The sequence below is a fragment of the Streptomyces sp. CNZ287 genome, from assembly GCF_007827615.1.
Genome location: NZ_VISV01000007.1, coordinates 204,087 through 224,425 on the forward strand (window position 1 = coordinate 204,087; position 20,339 = coordinate 224,425).

Here is a 20,339-nt window from a genome sequence, read left to right on the forward strand (position 1 = left end):
CCGGCGGGCAGCGGCGGCGGGGAAGGCCGCACGTACGGTCCCGGCGGGCGCGGGTCACCCCGCGCCCGGCGGGCCGCGACCGGCAGCCGCGCGCCGCACAGGCGGCGCGCAGCGGGCCCGGAGCCGGATCCGCACCGGCCGGCTCCGGGCACCTTCCGCGCCGCAGCACCGCATCCCCCCACGGCCCCTTGACCCGTACGCCCATCGACACCACCCGAGGAGCCACACCATGCGTCGTACGAGCCTCCCGCTCGCCGGCACCGCCCTGGCCGCCGCCACCCTCGCCGCAGGACTGCTCGCCCCGACCGCGACCGCGGCCGGGGAGTCCCCAGCCGGCGCCGCCGCGGGCGACACCACCTGCGCGGCCCCCGACGCCCGCTCGACCGTCCGCTTCCTGGACGACGACAGCGGCGTGCCCAACCGCGCCGCCGGGGGCGGCTGCACGATCAACGACCTCATCGACGACGAGCGCGCCTGGGAGAGCCGGGGCGCGTTCGTGGAGCACACCCGGAAGGTGTCGGGCTCCCTGCTGCGCGCCGACGTGATCGGCCCGGCGGAGTACGTGCGGCTGCTCGTGACCGCGGCGCAGTCCGGCATCGGCGGCAAGCACGGGCCCGCGCCGTACGACGTCATCTTCGACGGCAGCAAGGAGTCCTTCGACGACTGGGGTTACGTCGGCGGGCGCGGCTTCGAGCTGAACGACGACGGCTCGTTGGTCACGGGCCCGACCCCGCCCACCGGCGGGCTCGGGCTGCTCTGGTACGAGAAGGAGAAGTTCGGCGACTTCTCGCTGCGGCTGCAGTTCCGTGACGAGCGGGCGGACAGCGGCCGTTCCAACAGCGGCGTCTTCGTCCGCTTCCCGGGCGTGGACCCGGCGGCGAACCCGGAGTGCCGGACGAACGACCCGGCGTGGGTGTCCGTCAACTGCGGGCACGAGATCCAGATCAACGACTCGGCCGAGACCTCCGGCAACGACCCGCGCAAGACCGGCTCGGTCTACGGCTTCGCCGACCTCGACCTCGCCGCGGCGAAGCCCACCGGGAAGGGCGTCTGGAACGACCTGGAGATCCGGGTGGTCGGGCAGCAGTACACGGTGATCCGCAACGGCGAGGTCATCAACGAGTTCGAGAACAAGCCCGGCCTGCCCTTCCCGGGCCGCCCGGACGACCCGGGCACCAGCGGCCGGCAGTTCGCCGAGGGCTACGTCGGCCTGCAGAACCACGACACGCAGTCGGTCGTGGAGTTCCGCAACATCCGGGTGCGCGACCTGGCGTAGCCGGAGACGTACACGAAAGCGGCGGGGCCCGGTCCGCGACCGGGGCCCGCCGCCTGTGTGCGTACGGGGCTACAGCGCCGCCGCGGCGGGCTTGACCATGCCCTTCACGGTGCGCGAGTCGACGAACTCGCCGAGGGCGGTCATCTCCCACTCGCCGCTGAACTGCTTGATGAACTTCGCCATGAGAACGCCCGTTCGAGGCTCGGACGAGGTGAGGTCGAAGCGGACCAGTTCCTCGCCCGTCTGGCCGTCGAGCAGGCGGCAGTACGCCTTGGCGACGTCGGTGAACTTCTGGCCGGAGAAGGAGTTGACCGTGAAGACCAGCCCCGTGACCTCCGGCGGCAGACCGCCGAGGTGGACGGTGATGACCTCGTCGTCGCCCGCGCCCTCGCCGGTGAGGTTGTCACCGGAGTGCTGGATGGCGCCGTTGAGGATCTGGAGCTTGCCGAAGAAACAGTTGTCGATCTTGTTGCGCTGGGGGCCGTACGCGATGACGGAGGCGTCCAGGTCGATGGACTTGGCGCGGCGGCGGCCGCCGTAGGCGGGCTCCCAGCCCAGGCCCATCTTCACCGTGGTCAGCAGCGGCTGGCCGCCCTTGACGAGCGAGACCGTCTGGTTCTTCTGGAGGTTGACGCGGCCCTTGTCGAGGTTGACCTTCCCGGGCTGCCCGGCGGCCGGCGGCGGCGCGGGCTGCTGCGGGGCGGCCGGGGGCGGGCCGAAGCCGCCGGGGGCGGGCGGGGCGCCGGGTGCCGGGGGAGCGGGCGGCGGGGCCGCGGGGGCGCCCCACTGTCCGGCCGGCGGCATGGGCGCGGCCGGCGGCATGGGCGCGGCGGGCGGCATGGGCGCGGCGGGGGCCTGCGGAGCCGCCGGCGCCTGCGGCGCGGCCGGGGCGGGCGGCGGCGGGGGCGCGGCGGCGGGCGCGGCCTGCGCGGGCGCCGGCTCGTCGACGCTGACGCCGAAGTCGGTGGCGATGCCGGCGAGCCCGTTCGAGTAGCCCTGGCCCACGGCGCGGACCTTCCACGCGCCGTTGCGCCGGTAGACCTCCACCACGACGAGGGCCGTCTCGCTCGACAACTGCGGCGGCGTGAACGTGGCGATGACCGCGCCGCTCGCGGCGTCCCGCACCGTCGCCGTCGGCTCGGTGCCCGAGAACGTCCCGCTGTCCAGGCTGGCGGTGACCACGACCTTCTCGATGTCCGCGGGCACGCCCGCGGTGTCCACCGTGATGGTGTCGGCGGCGCCCGACTGGTGCGTCACCCCCGGGCCCGAGGGCTGGTTGTAGAAGACGAAGTCGTCGTCGGAGCGCACCTTGCCGGCGGCGGTGAGCAGGAGGCCCGAGACGTCGAGCCGCACCGGCGCGGTGACGTCCACGGCCACCCGGGCGGCGCTGAGCGGTAGGTTCGAGCCAGGGGTCATCGCAGTCATGCACCGGCTAACGAACGGCCCCGGTCCGCGGTTCCGCCCGTGTCGGCCGGACGGGGACGCCGGCTGAACCGTTACGCCCCCGGTCGCCGGCCGGACTCGGCGCGGCCCCCGTGCCCAGGGTCGCCGCCGCCACGCCCGCCGCCGCCACGCCCATCCCGGCCACCGCCACGGGGCCGGGCGCCTCGCCGAACATCGCGTACGCCCACAGCGCCGTGACCGGCGCCGTCAGGTACATCAGCGCACTGGTCACGGTGACCCCGCTGCGGCGCAGGCTCAGCCAGTAGAAGCCGTAGCCCCCGGCCGTGGAGAGCACCACCACCCACGCCACCGCCAGCCAGAAGCCACCGCTCGCGGGCGGCGCGCCCCGGCCGCCGGCCAGGGCGACGGCGCTGAAGAGCGCGGCGCTCACCAGCACGTGCACGGGCACCGCGTCCGCGGGCGGCAGCGGCGAGCGGGCCCGGCGCTCCAGGAAGCTGGCGCCGAGCAGCGCGGCCATGCCGGCGAAGGGCAGCGCGTACGCCCACGGCGGCGCCGCGCCGGCGCCGCCGAGATCGTCCCGTACGACGAGCGCCACCCCCGCGAGCCCCACCGCCAGCCCGGCCCACTGCCGCCGGCTCACCCTCTCGCCGAGCAGCGGCCCCGCGAGCGCGCCCGCGGCCAGCGGCTGGAGCGCGGCGATCAGCGCCACGCTGCCGGCGGGGACGCCGAGGCCCACGGCCCAGACGATGGCGCCCAGGTAGCCGCCCTGCGACAGGGCGCCGATCACGGCCTGCTCGCCCAGCGCCCGGCGCGGGAGCCGGCGGCGGCGCAGCAGCAGCCAGCCGCCGGCGAAGAGCACCGCGGCGGCGAGGAAGCGCCACATCAGCAGGGTGTCGGCCGCGGCCTCGCGGGTGCCCAGCTCGGCGCCGATGAAGCCGGAGCTCCAGAAGGCGACGAGACCGGCGGAGACGGCCGTGACACCCATGGTGACCTCCTGGATTAAACCGATCAGTTTACTCGATCTGGGCAGTGTACTAAACAGGTCGGTATACTCGGCGGCGGAGGTGGTCGTAGATGGCGACGCAGACACCGGTGCAGCCGCGGCTCACGCCGGCGGCGCGGAAGATCCTGGACGCCGCGGAGACGCTCTTCTACAACCGCGGCATCACCGCCGTGGGCGTGGACCTGATCGCGCGCCGGGCCGGTGTGACCAAGAAGACGATCTACGACCGCTACGGCTCGAAGGACGCCCTGGTCGCCGCCTACCTGCGGCGGCGCGACGAGCGCTGGCGCACCTGGCTGCCCGCCGAGGTCGAGCGCACCGCCGCCGGCGGCACCGCCTGCGACCGGATCCTCGCCACCTTCGACGCGCTCGGCACCTGGATGGGCGGGCAGTCCCCGCGCGGCTGCAGCTTCGTCAACGCCGCCGCCGAGCTGACCGACCCCGGGCACGCGGGCCGCCAGGTCATCGCCGACCAGAAGCACTGGCTGCGCGGCTATCTGCGCGAGCTGTGCGAGCGGGCCGGGGCGGAGGACACCGGGCTCCTCGCCGACGAGCTGCTGCTGATCCACGAGGGCGCGACCGTGCTCTACGGGCTCTCCGCCGTGCCCGAGCCCGTCACCGTCTCCCGGCGGCTCGCCGAGGCCGCACTGCTGCGCGCCGGCTGCACCGCCTGATCCGCACGCGTCGTACGAGGCCGGTGCCCGTACGCCGCCCGCCCGCACCCGCGTACGCCGCCCAACTCCCCCCGGCGGCACGGAAGTCGTGCCGCCGCACCCATTGACGAACCCCCCGTGCCGCCCTACTTTCAGCGCGTCGTACTTCGTACGTCATATATGAGACGCGATACCTGAGATACCCAAGGGCGGCCATGACCTTCGCTCCAGGCCCGATCCCCTCCCGCACGCAGTACGTGCAGGACGCGATCAAGCACGCCATCCTCACCGGCAAGCTCACCCCCGGGCAGCCGCTCGTCGAGACCGACCTCGCCGCGCAGTTCGGGGTCTCCAAGACGCCGGTGCGCGAGGCGCTCAAGACGCTGGCCGGCTCCGGGCTCGTGGTGATGAGCCAGTACAAGGGCGTCACCGTGCGCACCGTGGACGCCGCCATGGCCCGCGAGGTCTACGACGTCCGCCTGCTGCTCGAACCCGAGGCGCTGCGCCGCACCGTCGCGCTGGAGGCGTCGCTGCTCGCCGCGGAAGAGGCCCTGGTGCGCGCCGAGTCCGCGCCCGACGCCGCCGACCGCAGCCTCGCCAACCGCGACTTCCACCGCGCCCTGTACCTGCCCTGCGGCAACCCGCTGCTCAGCCGCATGCTCGACGACCTGCGCGACCAGGCCGCGCTGGTCTCCACCGTCGCCTGGTCCGCCAACCCCTCCTGGGAGCGCGAGGCCGGCGAGCACCGGGAGATCCTCCGGCTCGCCGCCGCCGGCGACGCCCAGGCGGCGGGCGCCGCGCTGCACGACCACATCGCGTCGTTCCTCGCCCGGGCGTTCCCCGCATGACCGCCGCCCCGGCCGCGGCCGACGCCGCCGCCCCCGACCGGAAGGCCGGCCCCATGGACCACCTCAGGCCCGCACTCGCCGAGGCCGTCGCCATCCCCGTCACCCCCTTCGACGCGGCCGGCGGCATCGACGAGGACGCGTACCGCGCGCTGCTGCGCCGCCTCCTCGACGGCGGCGTACGGACCGTCACCCCCAACGGCAACACCGGCGAGTACTACTCCCTCGGCCCCGGCGAGCACCGCCGGGTCACCGAGTTGACCGTCGCCGAGGTCCGCGGCGAGGCCGCCGTCATCGTCGGCGTCGGCCACGACCTGCCCACCGCCGTCGAGGCCGCCAGGCACGCGGGGGAGGCGGGCGCCGAGATGGTGATGGTGCACCAGCCGGTGCACCCGTACGTCTCGCAGAGCGGCTGGGTCGACTACCACCGCGCGGTCGCCGAGGCCGTCCCCGGGCTCGGCGTCGTGCCGTACATCCGCAGCGACCGGCTCGACGGCGCCCGGCTGGCGCGGCTCGGCGAGCTGTGCCCGAACGTCGTCGGCGTCAAGTACTCCGTCCCCGACGCCGCCCGCTTCGCCGCCTTCGCGCGCGACGCGGGACGGGAGCGGTTCGCCTGGGTCGCCGGGCTCGCCGAGCTGTACGCGCCCGCCTACTGGGCCTGCGGCGCCACCGGCTTCACCTCCGGCCTCGTCAACGTCGCGCCGAAGGTCTCCCTCGCGATGCTGGAGGCACTGCGCGCCGCCGACTACCCGGCGGCCATGCGCGTCTGGGAGCAGATCCGCCCCTTCGAGGAACTGCGCGCCGCCGACGCCTCCGCCGACAACGTCTCCGTCGTCAAGGAGGCGCTGGCCGCCCTCGGCCTGGCCCGCCGCGACGTGCGCCCGCCGGGCCGGCTGCTGCCCGGCCCCGTGCGGGAGCGGGTGGCGGAGATCGTACGGGGGTGGGGGATATGACCGGCGAAGGGCGCGGGCAGGGGGGCGAGCTGCGCAGCCACCGCTGGTACGGGGACGGGGTCGCCGCCGGACTGCGCTCCTTCAGCCACCGCGCCCGTACCCGGCAGCTCGGCTATCTGCCCGAGGAACACCTCGGCAAGCCGGTCGTCGCCGTCCTCAACACCTGGTCCGACATCAACCCCTGCCACGCCCACCTCCGCGAGCGCGCCCAGGCCGTCAAGCGCGGCGTGTGGCAGGCCGGCGGCTTCCCGCTGGAGTTCCCCGTCGCCACGCTCTCGGAGACCTTCCAGAAGCCCACGCCCATGCTGTACCGCAACCTCCTCGCCATGGAGACCGAGGAGCTGCTGCGCTCGTACCCGGTCGACGGCGCGGTGCTCATGGGCGGCTGCGACAAGACCACCCCCGCGCTGCTCATGGGCGCCGCCAGCGCCGGCCTGCCCGCCGTCTTCGTCCCGTCAGGGCCGATGCTGCCCGGCCGCTGGCGCCGCGAAGTCCTCGGCTCCGGCACGGACATGTGGAAGTACTGGGACGACCACCGCGCCGGGCTCATCGGCGACTGCGAGCTGGCCGAGCTGGAGTGCGGGCTGGCCCGCTCGCCCGGCCACTGCATGACCATGGGCACCGCCTCCACCATGACCGCCGCCGCCGAGGCCCTCGGCATGACCCTGCCCGGCGCCTCCTCGATCCCCGCCGTCGACTCCGGGCACGAGCGGATGGCCGCGGCGGCGGGCGCCCGGATCGTCGGAATGGTCGCGGAGGACCTGACCCCCGCGCGGATCCTCACGCGCGAGGCGTACGAGGACGCCGCGGCCACCGTCCTCGCCCTCGGCGGCTCCACCAACGCCGTCATCCACCTGGTCGCGATGGCCGGCCGCTCCCGCGTCGCCCTGACCCCCGCCGACTTCGACCGGATCGCGCGCACCGTGCCGGTGCTCGCCGACGTACGCCCCGGCGGCCGGTTCCTGATGGAGGACTTCCACTTCGCCGGCGGCCTGCCCGCGCTGCTCTCCCGTCTGACCGACGTGCTGCACCTCGACCGCCCCACCGTCACCGGCACGCTGCGCGACCGGCTCGCCGGCGCCCGGGTGCACGACGCGGAGGTGATCAGGACCCGCGGCAACCCCGTCGCCGCCGAGGGCGGCGTGGCCGTGCTGCGCGGCAACCTCTGCCCGGACGGCGCCGTCATCAAGCACGTGGCCGCCGAGCCCCGGCTGCTCGTGCACACCGGGCCCGCCGCGGTCTTCGACGACTACCGCGAACTCCAGCGCACCATCGACGACCCCGCGCTCGCGCTCACCGCGGACCACGTGCTGGTGCTGCGCAACGCGGGCCCGCTGGGCGGTCCCGGCATGCCGGAGTACGGGATGCTGCCGATCCCCGCGTACCTGCTCAAGCAGGGCGTACGCGACATGGTGCGGATCTCCGACGCCCGGATGAGCGGCACGAGTTACGGCGCCTGCGTGCTGCACGTCGCCCCCGAGGCGTACGTCGGCGGGCCGCTGGCGCTCGTCGAGAACGGCGATCTCGTCACCCTCGACGTCCCCGCCCGCACCCTGCGGCTGGAGGTCGGCGACGCCGAACTGGCCCGCCGCCGCGCCGCCTGGACGCCGCCGCCCCCGCGCTACGAGCGCGGCTACGGCGCCCTGTACGCCGACCAGATCACGCAGGCCGACACCGGCTGCGACTTCGCCTTCCTGGCCCGTACGGGCCGGGTGCCCGAGCCCTACGCGGGCTGACCGCCCCGGGCGCGCACCACCCCCGCTCCACCCCGTACCAGCCTGTCCGACTCATCGAACGAGGTTCGCGAAGCGCTTCGACGGCACCGATAGGAGCAGACATGGCCCAAGCCGTGGCGCGGCCGCCGGGAACGGCCCGGCGGCGCGCGGAGAGCCGGCGCGGGGGCGGCCGGCGCGGGGGGTCCCGGCGCCTTCCGTACCTGCTGATCGCCCCCGCGGGGCTGCTGATGCTGGGCTTCATCGCGTACCCGATGCTCAGCGTCTTCTCCTACAGCCTGCGCCACTACAACGTCACCAAGCCCTGGCGCGACGGCTTCGCGGGCCTGGAGAACTTCACCACTCTGCTCACCGACGACCCGCTGTTCTGGGACTCCCTGGCGTTCAGCGCCAAGTGGGTCGTCGTCGAGGTCGGGCTGCAGCTCGCGTTCGGCCTCGCCCTCGCGCTGATCGTCAACCAGACGTTCCTGGGCCGCGCGTTCGCCCGCGCGCTGGTCTTCTCGCCCTGGGCCGTCTCCGGCGTCCTCACCACGACGATCTGGATGCTGCTCTACAACCCCGCCACCGGCGTCAGCCGCTACCTCGCCGACGCCGGTATCGGCTCGTACGGCACCTCGGTGCTCTCTGACACCGGCACCGTCTTCTGGGCCGCGGTGCTCGCCGAACTCTGGCGCGGCGTCCCCTTCTTCGCCATCCTCATCCTCGCCGACCTCCAGTCCGTGCCCAAGGACCTCTACGAGGCCGCGGCGGTCGACGGCGCCGGGCGGCTGCGGCAGTTCGTGCACATCACGCTGCCGCACCTGCGGGACGCGATCATCCTGTCGACGCTGCTGCGCGCGGTGTGGGAGTTCAACAACGTCGATCTCCTCTACACCCTCACCGGCGGCGGCCCCGCGGGCGAGACGACCACCCTCCCGCTGTACGTCGCCAACACCGGCATCGACGGCCACGACTTCGGCTACGCCTCGGCCCTGACCACCGTCGCGTTCGTGATCCTCCTCTTCTGCTCGATCCTCTACCTGCGCCTGAGCAAGTTCGGAGGCGACAACCGATGAGCACCGCTCCGACCGCGCTCGCCGCGCCCCCGCGCGCCCGCGGCGCCGCGCCCGCCCCTCCCGCCCGCCGCGGGCGCCGCCGCCGGCGGCGGGCGTACGACGAGGTGCCGCGCTGGCAGATCTGGCTCCCGCTCGGGCTCTACCTGCTGTTCACGCTCGTCCCCTTCTACTGGATGCTGCTCTTCGCGCTGCGCCCCGCCGGCTCCACCTCGCTGGTGCCGTGGCCGATGACGTTCGAGCACTTCGACAAGGTGTGGACCGAGCGCAGCTTCGGGACCTTCTTCCAGAACAGCATGCTCGTCGGCGTCGCCACGCTCGTGATGACGACCGGCGTCGCGCTCGCCGGCGGCTACGCGCTGGCCCGCTTCGACTTCCGGATCAAGAAGGCGTTCCTGCTCGGGCTGCTGTGCTCGCAGTTCATCCCCGGCGCGCTGATGCTCGTCCCGCTCTTCGAGATCTTCCGCAGCCTGCAGATGATCAACTCGCTGGGCAGCGTCGTCATCGCCGAGACCGTCTTCCAGCTCCCGCTGTCGCTCATCCTCATCAGCACCTTCATCAAGAACGTGCCGTACGCGCTGGAAGAGGCCGCCTGGGTCGACGGCTGCGGGCGCTTCCGGGCGTTCTGCGCGGTGGTGCTGCCGCTGCTGCGGCCGGGGCTGGTCGCCGTCGGCTCCTTCGCGTTCGTCCATAGCTGGAACCACTTTCTTTTCGCACTGATGTTCCTCAGCGAGCAGGACAAGCAGACGATCCCCGTCGGCCTCAACACCCTCATCGGCGCCGACAGCGTGGACCTGGGCGCGCTGGCGGCGGGCGGGGTGATCGCCGCGGTGCCGGTGGTGATCGTCTTCGCGTTCATCCAGCGGTGGCTGATCACCGGCTTCAGCGCGGGGGCGGTGAAGGGATGACCGCCCGCGACCCCCGTACGCGCGTGCCCGTCGTACTGGCCGGCGCCCGCGGCCACGGGCGCCGGCACCTGGCCAACATCCGCCGGCTGGAGCACGCGGGCCGGGTCCGGCTGGCCGGTATCTGCGAGACGCGCCCGCTGACCGCGGCGGAGTTCGCCGGCGAACCCGTCGCGCAGGACGCCGACTTCGGCGCGCTGCTGGCCCGTACGGGCGCGCGGCTGGCCGTCGTCTCCACCCCGATCCCCACCCACGCGGACCTCGCCGTGGTGGCCGCCGCGTACGGCGTGCACCTGCTGCTGGAGAAGCCGCCCGCGCCGTCGTTCGCGCTCTACGAGCGCATCGAGGCCGCCTGCCGCTCCGCCGGCGCCGCCTGCCAGATCGGCTTCCAGTCCCTCGGCTCGCACGCCCTGCCCGCCGTCCGCGCGCTCGTCGCCGACGGCGCCATCGGCGCGGTACGGGGCATCGGCGCCGCCGGCGCCTGGGTGCGCGACGAGGCGTACTTCCGGCGCGCGCCCTGGACCGGGCGGCGCCGGCTCGACGGCAACGACGTGGTCGACGGGGTGCTGACCAACCCGCTCGCGCACGCCGTCGCCACCGCGCTCGCCCTCGACGGCACCGCGCGGGCCGGCGACGTCACCGGCATCGAGCTGGAGTTGTACCGCGCCCACGCCATCGAGGCCGACGACACCTCCTGCCTGCGGCTGACCACCGCCCGCGGCACCGAGGTCGTCGCCGCCGTCACGCTCTGCGCCGAGCGGGCGGCCGACCCGTACGTGATGGTGCACGGCGCCACCGGCCGGATCACCCTCTGGTACAAGGAGGACCGCGTCCTGCTCCAGCGCGCCGGGCACGGCCCGGAGGAGTTCACGTACCGCAGGACCGACCTCCTCGGCAACCTCCTCGACCACCTCGGCGACGGCACCCCGCTGCTCGCCCCCGTCGCGGACGGCGGCGCGTTCATGCGGGTCGTCGAGGCCGTACGCACCGCTCCTGACCCCGTGCCGCTGCCCGCCGCCGTGTGGCGCGCCGCACCCGCGGACGGCGGCGCTCCGGCCGGGCGCCGCGTGGTGTCCGGCATCGACGCGCTCGTCGCCGCCGGCGCCGAGCGGCTGGCCCTCTACTCAGAACTCGGCGCCCCCTGGGCCGCCGGCAGCGAGGTGAGCCACGTATGACCGTCCCCTCCCGCAACCGCACCGGCACCGACGCCGCCACCCTGCTGAGCTGCGCGGGCCGCCGCGTTGGCCGCTACGTCCACCGCCCGCGGCTCGACGCCCGGCTCTCCCCGCGCCCGTACCTCCACCCGCTCACCACCCTGGCCGGGGTGCCGGTCACCGAGCTGATGCCCGGCGACCATCCGCACCACCTCGGCGTCAGCATCGCCGTCCCCGACGTCTCGGGCGCCAACTTCTGGGGCGGGCGCACCTTCGTCCGCGGCCGTGGCCCGGTCGAGCCGGCCGACCACGGCGAGCAGCGGCACGCCGGATGGCTGCTGCGCGACCCGGACGGCTTCGTCGAGGAACTGGGCTGGTACGCGGGCGGCGCCGAGGTGCTGCGCGAGCGCCGGGCGGTCGCGGTCGCCCCGGCGGGCGACGGGGCGTGGGCGCTGGGCGTGTCGTTCGCGCTCACCAACGTCTCGGGCGCGCCGGTCTCGTTCGGCAGCCCCGCCACCAACGGCCGCCCCGGTGCGGGCTACGGCGGCTACTTCTGGCGGGCCCCGCGCACGGAGCGCCCGCCGCGGGTCTTCACCGCGGCCGCCGAGGGCGAGGAGGCGGTGCACGGGCGGCCCGCGCGCTGGCTGGCGCTCGCCTCGGACGCCTGGACGCTGGTCTTCGCCGGCGCCACCGACGCCACCCGCCGCGACCCCTGGTTCGTCCGTGCCCGGGACTACCCCGGCGTCGGCTCCGCGCTCGCCTGGTCCGCGCGGGTGCCGCTGGCGCCGGGCGCGAGCCTGACGCGGCGGGTCGTCACGGCGGTGGCCGACGGACGGCTGGACCGGACGGCCGCGGCCGCGCTGGCGCGCAGGGCGGTGGCGTGACGGCCCGTCCGTACGCCGCCGCCGTTCCCCCTCCGACTCCGTACCCCCCGACCCGTACCTCCGCCATCCCACCGAAATGAGCCGACACATGACCACGACCACACCACTGAGAGCAGCCGCCGCCGTCTGCCTGGCGGGCGCGCTCACCCTCACCGCGGCCGCCTGCGGCGACGACGGCAGCACCGGCGGCGGCAGCGAGGGGAAGGGCGCGGGCTCGATCACCTTCTGGGACAACAACGGCGGTGTGCGCACGCCGGTGTGGAAGGAGATCATCGCGGACTTCGAGAAGGCGCACCCGGACATCGACGTCGAGTACGTGCCGATCCCGATCAACGACGTGCAGTCCAAGTACGACACCGCCATCGCCGGCGGCGGGCTGCCGGACGTCGGCGGCGTCACCACCTCGTACCTCGCGAACATGGTGGCGCAGGACGCGCTGGAACCCGTCGGCGGCCGGATCGAGGACGGCGCGCTGAAGGGGGTGCTGGCCGAGAGCATGACCGAGAGCGTCCGGGCCGCGGGCGGGCGGGGCGAGGAGATGTACTCCGTGCCGACCTCCGCCAACAACGGCACGCTGTGGTACCGCACGGACCTCTTCGAGGACGCCGGGCTCGCCCCGCCGACCACCTGGGACGCCTTCTACGCCGCCGCCGAGAAGCTGACCGACAAGGAGAACAACGCCTTCGGCTACACCATCCGCGGCGGCGAGGGCTCCATCGCGCAGGCGCTGGACGCGATGTACGGGCAGTCGGGGATCACCGGCTTCTGGGACGGCGAGGAGACGACGGTCAACGCGCCGGAGAACGTCGCGGCGCTGGAGAAGTACGTCGGGCTGTACGGGGAGGTCACGCCCGAAGCGGACGTGAACAACGACTTCGTGAAGATGGTCGCGCAGTTCGACAACGGCGACATCGGGATGCTGAGCCACAACCTCGGCTCGTACCAGGACCATCTGAAGGCCCTGGGCGAGGGCGGCTTCGCGGGCCTGCCGCAGCCGACGGGGCCCGGCGGGAAGCGGGTGCAGGTCTCGAACCCGGTCGACGGCCTGGGGCTGTTCAAGTCGAGTGACAACAAGGGCGCGGCCTGGAAGTTCATCGAGTTCGCCGCGGCGCACGAGGCCAACAGCGCGTGGAACGAGGCGGCGGCGCAGATCCCCGCCAACACGGAGGCGGCCGGGGACCCCTGGGTCAGGGAGTCGGCGCGGGACAACGCCGCCTTCGCGTCGCTGACGGACGGCAGCACGGAGATCGTCCAACTGCCGTACTACCTCCCGGACTGGAACGACATCAGCAAGACGGGGAACGAGCCGGCGTTCCAGAAGGTGCTCCTCGGCGAGATGTCCGCGAAGGAGTTCCTGGACGGGATGGCCGACCAGTTGAACGAGGCGCGGGCGGAGTGGCAGGAGCAGCAGTGATCCCCCGCGGGCCGGCGGCCCCACGGGCCGCCGGCCCGCCGACACCGACTCTGTGAAGGAGCCGCACATGCGTCACCTGACACGGCACGCGGCGGGTGCGCTCGCGTGCTGCGCGGCGCTGCTGGCCACGGCGGCCGGCCCCGCGTACGGGCACGACCCCGCCCGCGGCACCCTCCCCGCGGGCGACGGCTGGGCGTCGGCGGCCGGCGGCACGACGGGCGGCGCCGCGGCGGGCCGGGAGAACGTCCGCACGGTCCGTACCTGGGACGAATTCCGCGCCGCGCTCGCGGCGGGCGCCGGGGGGCCGCAGATCGTCCGCGTCGCCGGCACGATCGACGCCGGCGCGGCCGGCTGCGCCGCGTACGAGGCCCCCGGCTACGACTTCGACCGCTACCTCGCCGACTACGACCCCGCCGTCTGGGGCCGCGACACCCCGGTCAGCGGCCCCCAGGAGGACGCCCGCGCCGCCTCCGCCGCCAACCAGGCCGCCGCCATCGAGGCGTACGTCCCCTCCGACACCACCGTCGTCGGCGTCGGCCGCGACGCCGCCATCAGGGGCGCCAGCCTGCAGCTCAAGGACGCCGACAACGTCATCGTCCGCAACCTCACGCTGGAGAGCCCGCTCGACTGCTTCCCCCAGTGGGACCCCACGGACGGCGACCGCGGCGCCTGGAACTCCGAGTACGACGCGGCCGTGGTCCACAACTCCACCCATGTCTGGCTGGACCACAACACCTTCACCGACGGCCGGCACCCCGACAGTTCCCTGCCGCACCACTACGGCGAGCTGTACCAGCGGCACGACGGCGAACTCGACGTCGTGCGCGGGGCGGACCTGGTCACGGTCTCCTGGAACGTCTTCGAGGACCACGCCAAGACCCTGATGATCGGCAACAGCGACGGGGCGGGCGCAACGGACCGCGGCAGGCTGCGGGTGACGCTCCACCACAACCTGTTCCGCGCGGTGGGGGAGCGGGCGCCGCGGGTGCGCTTCGGGCAGGTGGACGCGTACAACAACCACTACGTGATCGCGGCGGAGTCGTACGCGTACTCCTTCGGCATCGGCTTCGAGTCGCGGCTGGTGGCGGAGAAGAACTCCTTCCGGCTGCCGCCGGGGACCGGCGCGGGCCGGATCCTGAAGAAGTGGAGCGAGGCACCGCTGACGGCGGCCCACAACACGGTCAACGGCGTCCCGACCGACCTCATCGCGGCCCACAACGCGGCCCACCCGGACACCCCGCTCCAGCGGGACGCCGGCTGGACGCCGACGCTGCGCACCCGGGTCGACGATCCGCGGGCGGTGGCGGGCGTGGTGGTGCCGCGGGCGGGAGCGGGCCGGGTCGGCTGAGCCGGCCGCGTACCCGGGGAAATGATCCGTGCGCGGGGCACGCGCCTGTACGGCTCCGCCGCTGAGGTGTAACACAAGCTCAACCTCATCAGGCGGCTCAGCAGGCACAATGCGACCTGCCGTGTGCACGGCAACCGTCCCCGTCGCCGTTCAGGAGCACCACCGTGTCCGAGCAGATTGCCGACAAGTCCCCTTCGCCAGCGCCGGGTTCCGGAGGGCTGGAGAGTTTCTTCCGCATACGTGAGCGCGGGTCCACCGTCGGACGGGAGATACGCGGTGGACTCGCCACGTTCTTCACGATGGCGTACATCCTCGTGCTCAACCCGATCATCCTCAGCGGCGCCGAGGACAAATACGGCAACCAGCTCGACTTCGGTCAGCTCGTCACCGTCACCGCCCTCGTCGCCGCCGTGATGACCGTGCTCATGGGGGTGACCGCCAACCTCCCGCTCGCGCTCGCCGCCGGGCTCGGCATCAACGCCGTCGTCGCATACCAGATCGCCCCGCTCATGACCTGGCCCGACGCGATGGGGCTCATCGTGCTGGAGGGCATCATCGTCTGCCTCCTCGCCGCCACCGGCGTGCGCGAGGCCGTCATGCACGCCATCCCGCAGCCGCTGAAGGTCGCGATCAGCGTGGGCATCGGCATGTTCATCGCCCTCATCGGCTTCATCGACGCCGGCTTCGCCACCCGCATCCCGGACGTCGCCGACACCACCGTCCCGCTCCAGCTCGGCAGCACCGGGTCGCTCAGCGGCTGGCCGGTCCTCGTCTTCTGCGCCGGTGTGCTGCTCACGGTGTCGCTGCTCGCGCGGGGCGTGAAGGGCGCCATCCTCATCAGTATCCTGGCGATGACCGTCGTCGCCATCGTCATCAACTCCGTCGCCGACGTCGCCGACGAGACATGGGGCCTCACCGTCCCGGACTGGCCGGGCGACGTGGTCGAGGCGCCGGACTTCGGGCTGCTCGGGGAGTTCAGCTTCTTCGGCGCGTTCGACGAGGTCAGCGCGGTGACCGTGGTGCTGCTCGTCTTCACCCTCTTCCTCACCGACTTCTTCGACACCATGGGCACGGCGGTCGGCGTCACCAGTGAGGCCGGCCTCCTCGACGAGCAGGGCCGCGTCCCCCGCCTGGGCCGCCTCCTCTTCGTCGACGGCCTCGCCACCGTCTTCGGCGGCGCCGCCTCCGGCTCCTCCAGTACCAGCTACATCGAGTCCGCCGCGGGCGTCGGCGAAGGCGCCCGCACCGGCCTGGCCAACCTCGTCACCGGCGGCCTTTTCGCCCTGGCCCTCCTCTTCACCCCCCTGGCCCTGGTCGTCCCCTCCCAGGCGGCGGCACCCGCGCTGATCGCGGTCGGCTTCCTGCTGATGACGCAGGTACGCCATGTCGACTGGACCCGCTACGAGATCGCCGTCCCGGCGTTCCTCACGATCGCCGTCATGCCGTTCACGTACTCGATCACCAACGGCCTGGGCGCCGGCTTCATCGCGTACGTGCTCCTCCAGACGGTCATGGGCCGCGCCCGGAAGGTGCACCCGCTGATGTGGGCGGTGTCGGTGCTGTTCGTGGTCTACTTCGCGATCGAGCCGATCGAGGACCTGCTCGGGGTGTGAGGTCGCGGACGCGGACCACCCGCCCCGGTGGACGGGGACGTCAACCGTAGGAGGTGACGTCGTCCCAGAAGCCGGTCCGTGGGTCGACGGCGCGCGGGTCCCCGGTTCTGAGCATCCAGCTCTGCAACTGCTTCCGGAGCCGGGTCCTCACCGCGGCACGTCCGGGACGGTCCGCGAGGTCGTCGAGACTGTGCGGATCGGATGCGAGGTCGTAGAGCTCCTCCTTCGGCCGCTTGCCGGTGGCCAGCCGGAATGCCCGCGCGAATTCCGGCCGGTGCCGGTTCTCCAGGAGCTGTGTCTTGGTGGGGCCCGCGTCGATGTCGCCGAAGACCCCGCGGTCGGGCGAGGGGGGCTGCGGGTCGCCGGCGGGCCAGCGCTCCGGGAAGAAGTTGCGGATGTACAGCCACCTGTGCGTCCGTAGTGCGCGGATGGGGTACGAGAGATTCCCCTCCCGGGCGAAGGAGTGCCGCTCGCGCTCGAGGACGACGAACTCGCGCGGGGCGGCTGTGCCCGAGAGCGCCGGCAGCAGCGACTGCCCGGTCATCGCCGGCGGCACGGGCAGCCCGGCGGCGTGCAGGAAGGTGGGAACGAGATCGCTCAGCACCGTCAGGCGATCGATCACTGTTCCCGGGGCGGCCCGGCCCGGCCAGCGGATCGCGAGCGGCACGTGGGTACCGGCGTCGTAGGTGTTGGCCTTGGCCCGCGGCCAGGGCCAGCCGTGGTCTCCGGTCATCACCACGATGGTGTTCCCGGCGAGCCCGCGCTCCGCCATCGGCCGCGTCGTCAGCGCACCGGCTCCACACCGCCGTGAGCCGCAGGAGCGGTGAGCCCGGCAGCCGTTACGTGCCGCGCGCCACGCCCAGCATGCCCTCCACCGGACTGCGAAAACGCCTCGCGGAGACGGGACAGGCTGCGCGAAAATGCGTTGACGTTCCTCCGGCGGCGGGGAACCATCGCCGCTCATGCTGCACAGTGAGATCTGGGACGACCAAGCCGCTCAGAGCTACGACACCCCCGGGACCGGCATGTTCGCACCGGAGGTGCTGGGGCCCACGGTGGACCGCCTGGTGGAGCTCGCCGGGGGCGGGCGGGCGCTGGAGTTCGCCGTCGGGACGGGGCGAGTGGCGGTGCCACTCGCCGAGCGCGGAGTCCCGGTCAGCGGCATCGAGCTGTCGGAGCCGATGATCGACCGGCTTCGCGCCAAAGCGGACGAGGCGGCCATCCCGGTCGTCGTCGGTGACATGGCGACCGCGCGGGTCCCGGGGGAGTTCCAGCTCGTCTACCTCGTCTTCAACACCATCTCCAACCTGCTCACGCAGGCCGAGCAGGTTGCCTGCTTCCGGAACGCCGCACGCCACCTTGCACCGGGCGGGCGGTTCGTCGTCGAGCTGTGGGTCCCCGAGCTCCGCAAGCTGACGCCGGGTCAGCAGGCCGTGGTCTGGGAGTCGACGACCGGCTATATCGGGCTCGACACCTACGACGTCCTGCGTCAGCAGGTCGTCTCGCACCACTTCCGGTTCGATGCGGGGGCCGGCCACGAGGCCCGGTTGTTCCGCAGCCCTCACCGGTACGTCTGGCCGGCTGAACTCGACCTGATGGCCGAGCTGGCCGGCATGACGCTGGAATCCAGGCACGCCGACTGGGCGGGAGGGGAATTCACCGCGGAGTCGCGTTCCCACGTCTCCGTCTACCGGACGGCGGGCCCGCGCTGACCGGGCAGGTCTCCTGCCGGCGGCCCGTGTGGCTTGCGGCTCACGCTGGCGTGAGGTTCTAGCGTGGGCTTCTCGGCGCGTGCCGAGCAGGCGGCCCGCGATCGTACGAGCGGCCCGGTCGGGCCGTGGGGAAGGCAGAACGTCATGCGTGCAGTCCGGTATCACGAGTACGGCGGTGTGGAGACCCTCGTGGTCGAGCAGGTGCCGGAGCCGCATCCCGGGCCCGGGGAGGTCCGGATCCGGGTGGCGGCGGCCGCCGTCTTCTCGCCGAAGCCGCCGAACTCGGTCGGCGGGGCCGCTACACACCGCGCATCGAGCGGACCTACCCGCTCGAAGAGATCGCGGACGCCCACGCCTACGCCGAGCGCGGCCACACGCGGGGGAAGATCGTCGTCCGCGTCTGAGGCCGGCCCGCTCAGCCCGGGGTGACGAAGCCCGATTCGTACGCGGCGATCACCGCCTGCGTACGGTCCCGGGCGCCCAGCTTGGCGAGCAGCGCGGCGACATGCGACTTCACCGTCGCCGCGCCGATGTCCAGCCGGGCGGCGATCTCCGCGTTCGTCAGCCCCCGCGCCATCAGCCGCAGCACGTCGGCCTCGCGGTCGGTGAGCCGGGCGCGGAGCGCGGTGGTGCGGCGGGTCCTGGCGTGCGCGGCGGCCAGGGCGCGGACGGCGGCGGGGTAGAGGAGCGAGTCGGTGCGGGCCACGAGGCGTACGGCCTGGACCAGGTCGGCGGCGCCCGCGCGCTTGAGGAGGAAGCCGGCGGCGCCGGCGCGGAGGGCGTCGTAGACGTACGAGTCGTTCTCGAAGGTCGTGACGACGATGATGCGGGGCGGGACGGGCATCGTGCGCAGGAGCTGTTCGGTGGCGCGGATGCCGTCGATCTCCGGCATGCGTACGTCCATGAGCACGACGTCGGGCTCCAGGCGGCGTACGACGGAGACCGCCTCGGCGCCGGTGGCGGCTTCGCCGACGACCGCCAGGTCGTCCTCGGCGGAGAGGATGGCCCGGAGCGCGGTGCGCACCATCCGCTCGTCGTCCGCGAGGACGATGCGGAGCGGACGCGAACCCGGCTGCGCGGCGGTGTGCGGCTCACCGGCCCCGGAGCGCGGCGCTCGCGGCGGCTCTTCGGCGTCCTCCCGCGGCTCGTTCACAGCGGGAGCCTCGCCGTCAGCCGCCAGCCCCGCTCGTACGGGCCCGCCTCCGCGGCCCCGCCGAGCAGCCGCGCGCGTTCGGCGATCCCGCGCAGCCCCCGGCCCCCGCGGGCGGCGGGAGCCGTCCCGTGCGCCGTCTCCGGTACGTCGTTCTCCAGCACGATCCCCAACTCTCTCTCCGCCACCGTGATCCCCAGCCGTACCGGCACCGGGCCCGCGTGCCGGAGCACGTTCCCCAGCCCCTCCTGGACGATCCGGTACGCCTCCCGCGACACCGGCCCCGGCAGCGCCGCCGTATCCGCGGACACGTCCACCCGCACCGTCGCCCCCGCCGCCCGGGTACGCGCCAGCAGCCCGTCGAGATCGCGGGCCAGGTCCGGCGCGGGCGCGTGGCCGGAGCCGGAGCCGGGGCCCGGACCGGCGGCGGCGTCCTCCTGCCTCAGCAGCCCCAGCACCGTGTCCAGTTCCGCGACCGCCGAGCGGGTCGTGCCCTCGATCGCCGCCAGCGCCTCCCGTACGAACTCCGGGTCCCGGTCGAAGACCCGCCGCGCCGCGCTCGCCTGCAACGTGACCGCGCTCAGGGCATGGCCGACCGAGTCGTGCAGCTCCCGCGCCAGGCGGTTGCGGCGGGCCAGGTCGGCGGCGCGCTCCTCGGCCGCGGCGAGCCGGTCGGCGGGGGTGGGGCCGAGGAGAGCGGGGGCGGCGCGGGCCAGCAGCAGGCCGGCGGCGGCCGCGGCGGCGGTGAGCGCGGCCAGCAGCGCGAGGCCGAGCGGCGGGGCGAGCCATGCGGGCACCGCGAGCAGCCCCCAGTCCCGCTCGCGCAACTCCCTCCAGAACGGCGTCGCGAGCAGCACCGCCGCCATCGGCGGCACCGCCAGCGTCGCCCCGCTGACCAGCGCCCCCAGGCCCACGTGCAGCGTGAACCACCCCGCCGTCCGACGCCGCGCCGCCCACGACCGGTCCCGCCCGGCGGGCGGCAGCCCGCCCGGCACCCGGCACAGCGCCTGCGCGGCGGAGGTCTCCAGCGTCCGCACCATCGGGAACGCCAGCGGCGTCGCCGCCACCAGGGGCAGGGCCAGCAGGTACGCCACTACTTGCCAGCCCAGGCTGCGGAAGGTGTCGACGTCGCGGTCCGCGACCTGGAGTGCCACGCTGACCAGCAGGAAGTACGGCATGAGCAGCGCGCCGCCGAGCAGCAGATGGGCCCAGCGAAGCCGCACGGCCCCCGCGGACACGG

The 20,339-nt window shown here is 73.9% G+C and carries 18 protein-coding genes and 2 pseudogenes; 15 read left to right on the top strand and 5 right to left on the bottom strand.

All coding sequences use genetic code 11. The annotated features are described in order from the left end of the window. The first annotated feature begins 229 nt into the window (after positions 1-229). Positions 230-1,276 (top strand): 3-keto-disaccharide hydrolase, encoded by a 1,047-nt coding sequence (locus tag FB457_RS15680; protein ID WP_047015099.1) that lies wholly within the window; start codon positions 230-232, stop codon positions 1,274-1,276. 69 nt (positions 1,277-1,345) lie between these two features. On the opposite strand, the gene FB457_RS15685 is transcribed toward FB457_RS15680, so the two are convergent. Both FB457_RS15685 and FB457_RS15690 read right to left on the bottom strand, forming a co-directional pair. Then, the gene (locus FB457_RS15685) at positions 1,346-2,692 is read right to left on the bottom strand and encodes a TerD family protein (protein WP_145782214.1); all 1,347 of its coding nucleotides are present in this window, start codon (positions 2,690-2,692) and stop codon (positions 1,346-1,348) included. A 16-nt stretch (positions 2,693-2,708) separates the two neighbouring features. Then, positions 2,709-3,665 carry a DMT family transporter gene (locus FB457_RS15690; protein WP_145782215.1) on the bottom strand — a complete coding sequence of 319 codons (957 nt, stop codon included), beginning with the start codon at positions 3,663-3,665 and terminating at the stop codon, positions 2,709-2,711. A gap of 89 nt (positions 3,666-3,754) precedes the next feature. Between FB457_RS15690 and FB457_RS15695 the strand changes: the two genes are divergently transcribed. The 11 genes from FB457_RS15695 (at position 3,755) to FB457_RS15745 (ending at position 16,237) form a co-directional block, all read left to right on the top strand. Beyond that, on the top strand, positions 3,755-4,357 hold the full coding sequence (locus FB457_RS15695) for a TetR/AcrR family transcriptional regulator (protein WP_047015096.1): 603 nt from the start codon (positions 3,755-3,757) through the stop codon (positions 4,355-4,357). 194 nt (positions 4,358-4,551) lie between these two features. After that, entirely contained in the window at positions 4,552-5,184 is a 633-nt protein-coding gene (locus tag FB457_RS15700; RefSeq protein ID WP_047015095.1) for a GntR family transcriptional regulator, read from the top strand. Then, complete coding sequence (locus FB457_RS15705) at positions 5,181-6,134, top strand: dihydrodipicolinate synthase family protein (RefSeq protein ID WP_078898168.1); 954 nt, start codon at positions 5,181-5,183, stop codon at positions 6,132-6,134. The genes FB457_RS15700 and FB457_RS15705 overlap by 4 nt, the downstream gene beginning before the upstream one ends. After that, positions 6,131-7,870 (top strand): L-arabinonate dehydratase, encoded by a 1,740-nt coding sequence (gene araD / locus FB457_RS15710; RefSeq protein ID WP_047015094.1) that lies wholly within the window; start codon positions 6,131-6,133, stop codon positions 7,868-7,870. Before FB457_RS15705 ends, araD begins: the two co-directional genes overlap by 4 nt. Positions 7,871-7,971: 101 nt before the next feature. Further along, positions 7,972-8,922, top strand: a complete 951-nt coding sequence (locus FB457_RS15715; RefSeq protein WP_145782216.1) for a carbohydrate ABC transporter permease — start codon at positions 7,972-7,974, stop codon at positions 8,920-8,922. Further along, positions 8,919-9,827: a carbohydrate ABC transporter permease gene (locus tag FB457_RS15720; RefSeq protein WP_047015092.1), complete on the top strand. Its 909-nt coding sequence runs from the start codon at positions 8,919-8,921 to the stop codon at positions 9,825-9,827. Before FB457_RS15715 ends, FB457_RS15720 begins: the two co-directional genes overlap by 4 nt. Then, entirely contained in the window at positions 9,824-10,999 is a 1,176-nt protein-coding gene (locus tag FB457_RS15725) for a Gfo/Idh/MocA family oxidoreductase (RefSeq protein WP_145782217.1), read from the top strand. Before FB457_RS15720 ends, FB457_RS15725 begins: the two co-directional genes overlap by 4 nt. Beyond that, positions 10,996-11,862: a DUF6807 domain-containing protein gene (locus FB457_RS15730; protein ID WP_047015090.1), complete on the top strand. Its 867-nt coding sequence runs from the start codon at positions 10,996-10,998 to the stop codon at positions 11,860-11,862. Before FB457_RS15725 ends, FB457_RS15730 begins: the two co-directional genes overlap by 4 nt. 88 nt (positions 11,863-11,950) lie before the next feature. Further along, entirely contained in the window at positions 11,951-13,276 is a 1,326-nt protein-coding gene (locus FB457_RS15735; RefSeq protein ID WP_047015089.1) for an ABC transporter substrate-binding protein, read from the top strand. A gap of 67 nt (positions 13,277-13,343) precedes the next feature. Next, positions 13,344-14,624, top strand: a complete 1,281-nt coding sequence (locus tag FB457_RS15740) for a pectate lyase family protein (protein ID WP_047015088.1) — start codon at positions 13,344-13,346, stop codon at positions 14,622-14,624. Between the two features lie 164 nt (positions 14,625-14,788). Beyond that, entirely contained in the window at positions 14,789-16,237 is a 1,449-nt protein-coding gene (locus tag FB457_RS15745; RefSeq protein WP_047015087.1) for an NCS2 family permease, read from the top strand. Between the two features lie 40 nt (positions 16,238-16,277). Here FB457_RS15745 and FB457_RS15750 read toward each other — a convergent pair whose 3' ends face one another. Beyond that, on the bottom strand, positions 16,278-17,009 hold the full coding sequence (locus FB457_RS15750) for a sulfatase/phosphatase domain-containing protein (protein WP_253911168.1): 732 nt from the start codon (positions 17,007-17,009) through the stop codon (positions 16,278-16,280). A gap of 190 nt (positions 17,010-17,199) precedes the next feature. Here FB457_RS15750 and FB457_RS15755 point away from each other — a divergent pair, with 190 nt between their 5' ends. The 3 genes and pseudogenes from FB457_RS15755 to FB457_RS36170 all read left to right on the top strand — a co-directional run. Beyond that, positions 17,200-17,949 carry a class I SAM-dependent methyltransferase gene (locus tag FB457_RS15755; RefSeq protein WP_047015086.1) on the top strand — a complete coding sequence of 250 codons (750 nt, stop codon included), beginning with the start codon at positions 17,200-17,202 and terminating at the stop codon, positions 17,947-17,949. Between the two features lie 144 nt (positions 17,950-18,093). Next, positions 18,094-18,210 (top strand): annotated as a pseudogene (locus tag FB457_RS36165) (NADP-dependent oxidoreductase); the annotation flags it as partial. After that, positions 18,210-18,353: pseudogene (locus FB457_RS36170) on the top strand (zinc-binding dehydrogenase); the annotation flags it as partial. The pseudogenes FB457_RS36165 and FB457_RS36170, both read left to right, overlap by 1 nt. An 11-nt stretch (positions 18,354-18,364) precedes the next feature. Here the strand turns inward: FB457_RS36170 and FB457_RS15770 are convergent. Continuing rightward, the gene (locus FB457_RS15770; protein WP_107086194.1) at positions 18,365-19,000 is read right to left on the bottom strand and encodes a response regulator transcription factor; all 636 of its coding nucleotides are present in this window, start codon (positions 18,998-19,000) and stop codon (positions 18,365-18,367) included. Between the two features lie 98 nt (positions 19,001-19,098). Next, the gene (locus FB457_RS15775; protein ID WP_145782218.1) at positions 19,099-20,337 is read right to left on the bottom strand and encodes a histidine kinase; all 1,239 of its coding nucleotides are present in this window, start codon (positions 20,335-20,337) and stop codon (positions 19,099-19,101) included. Positions 20,338-20,339: the final 2 nt, after the last annotated feature.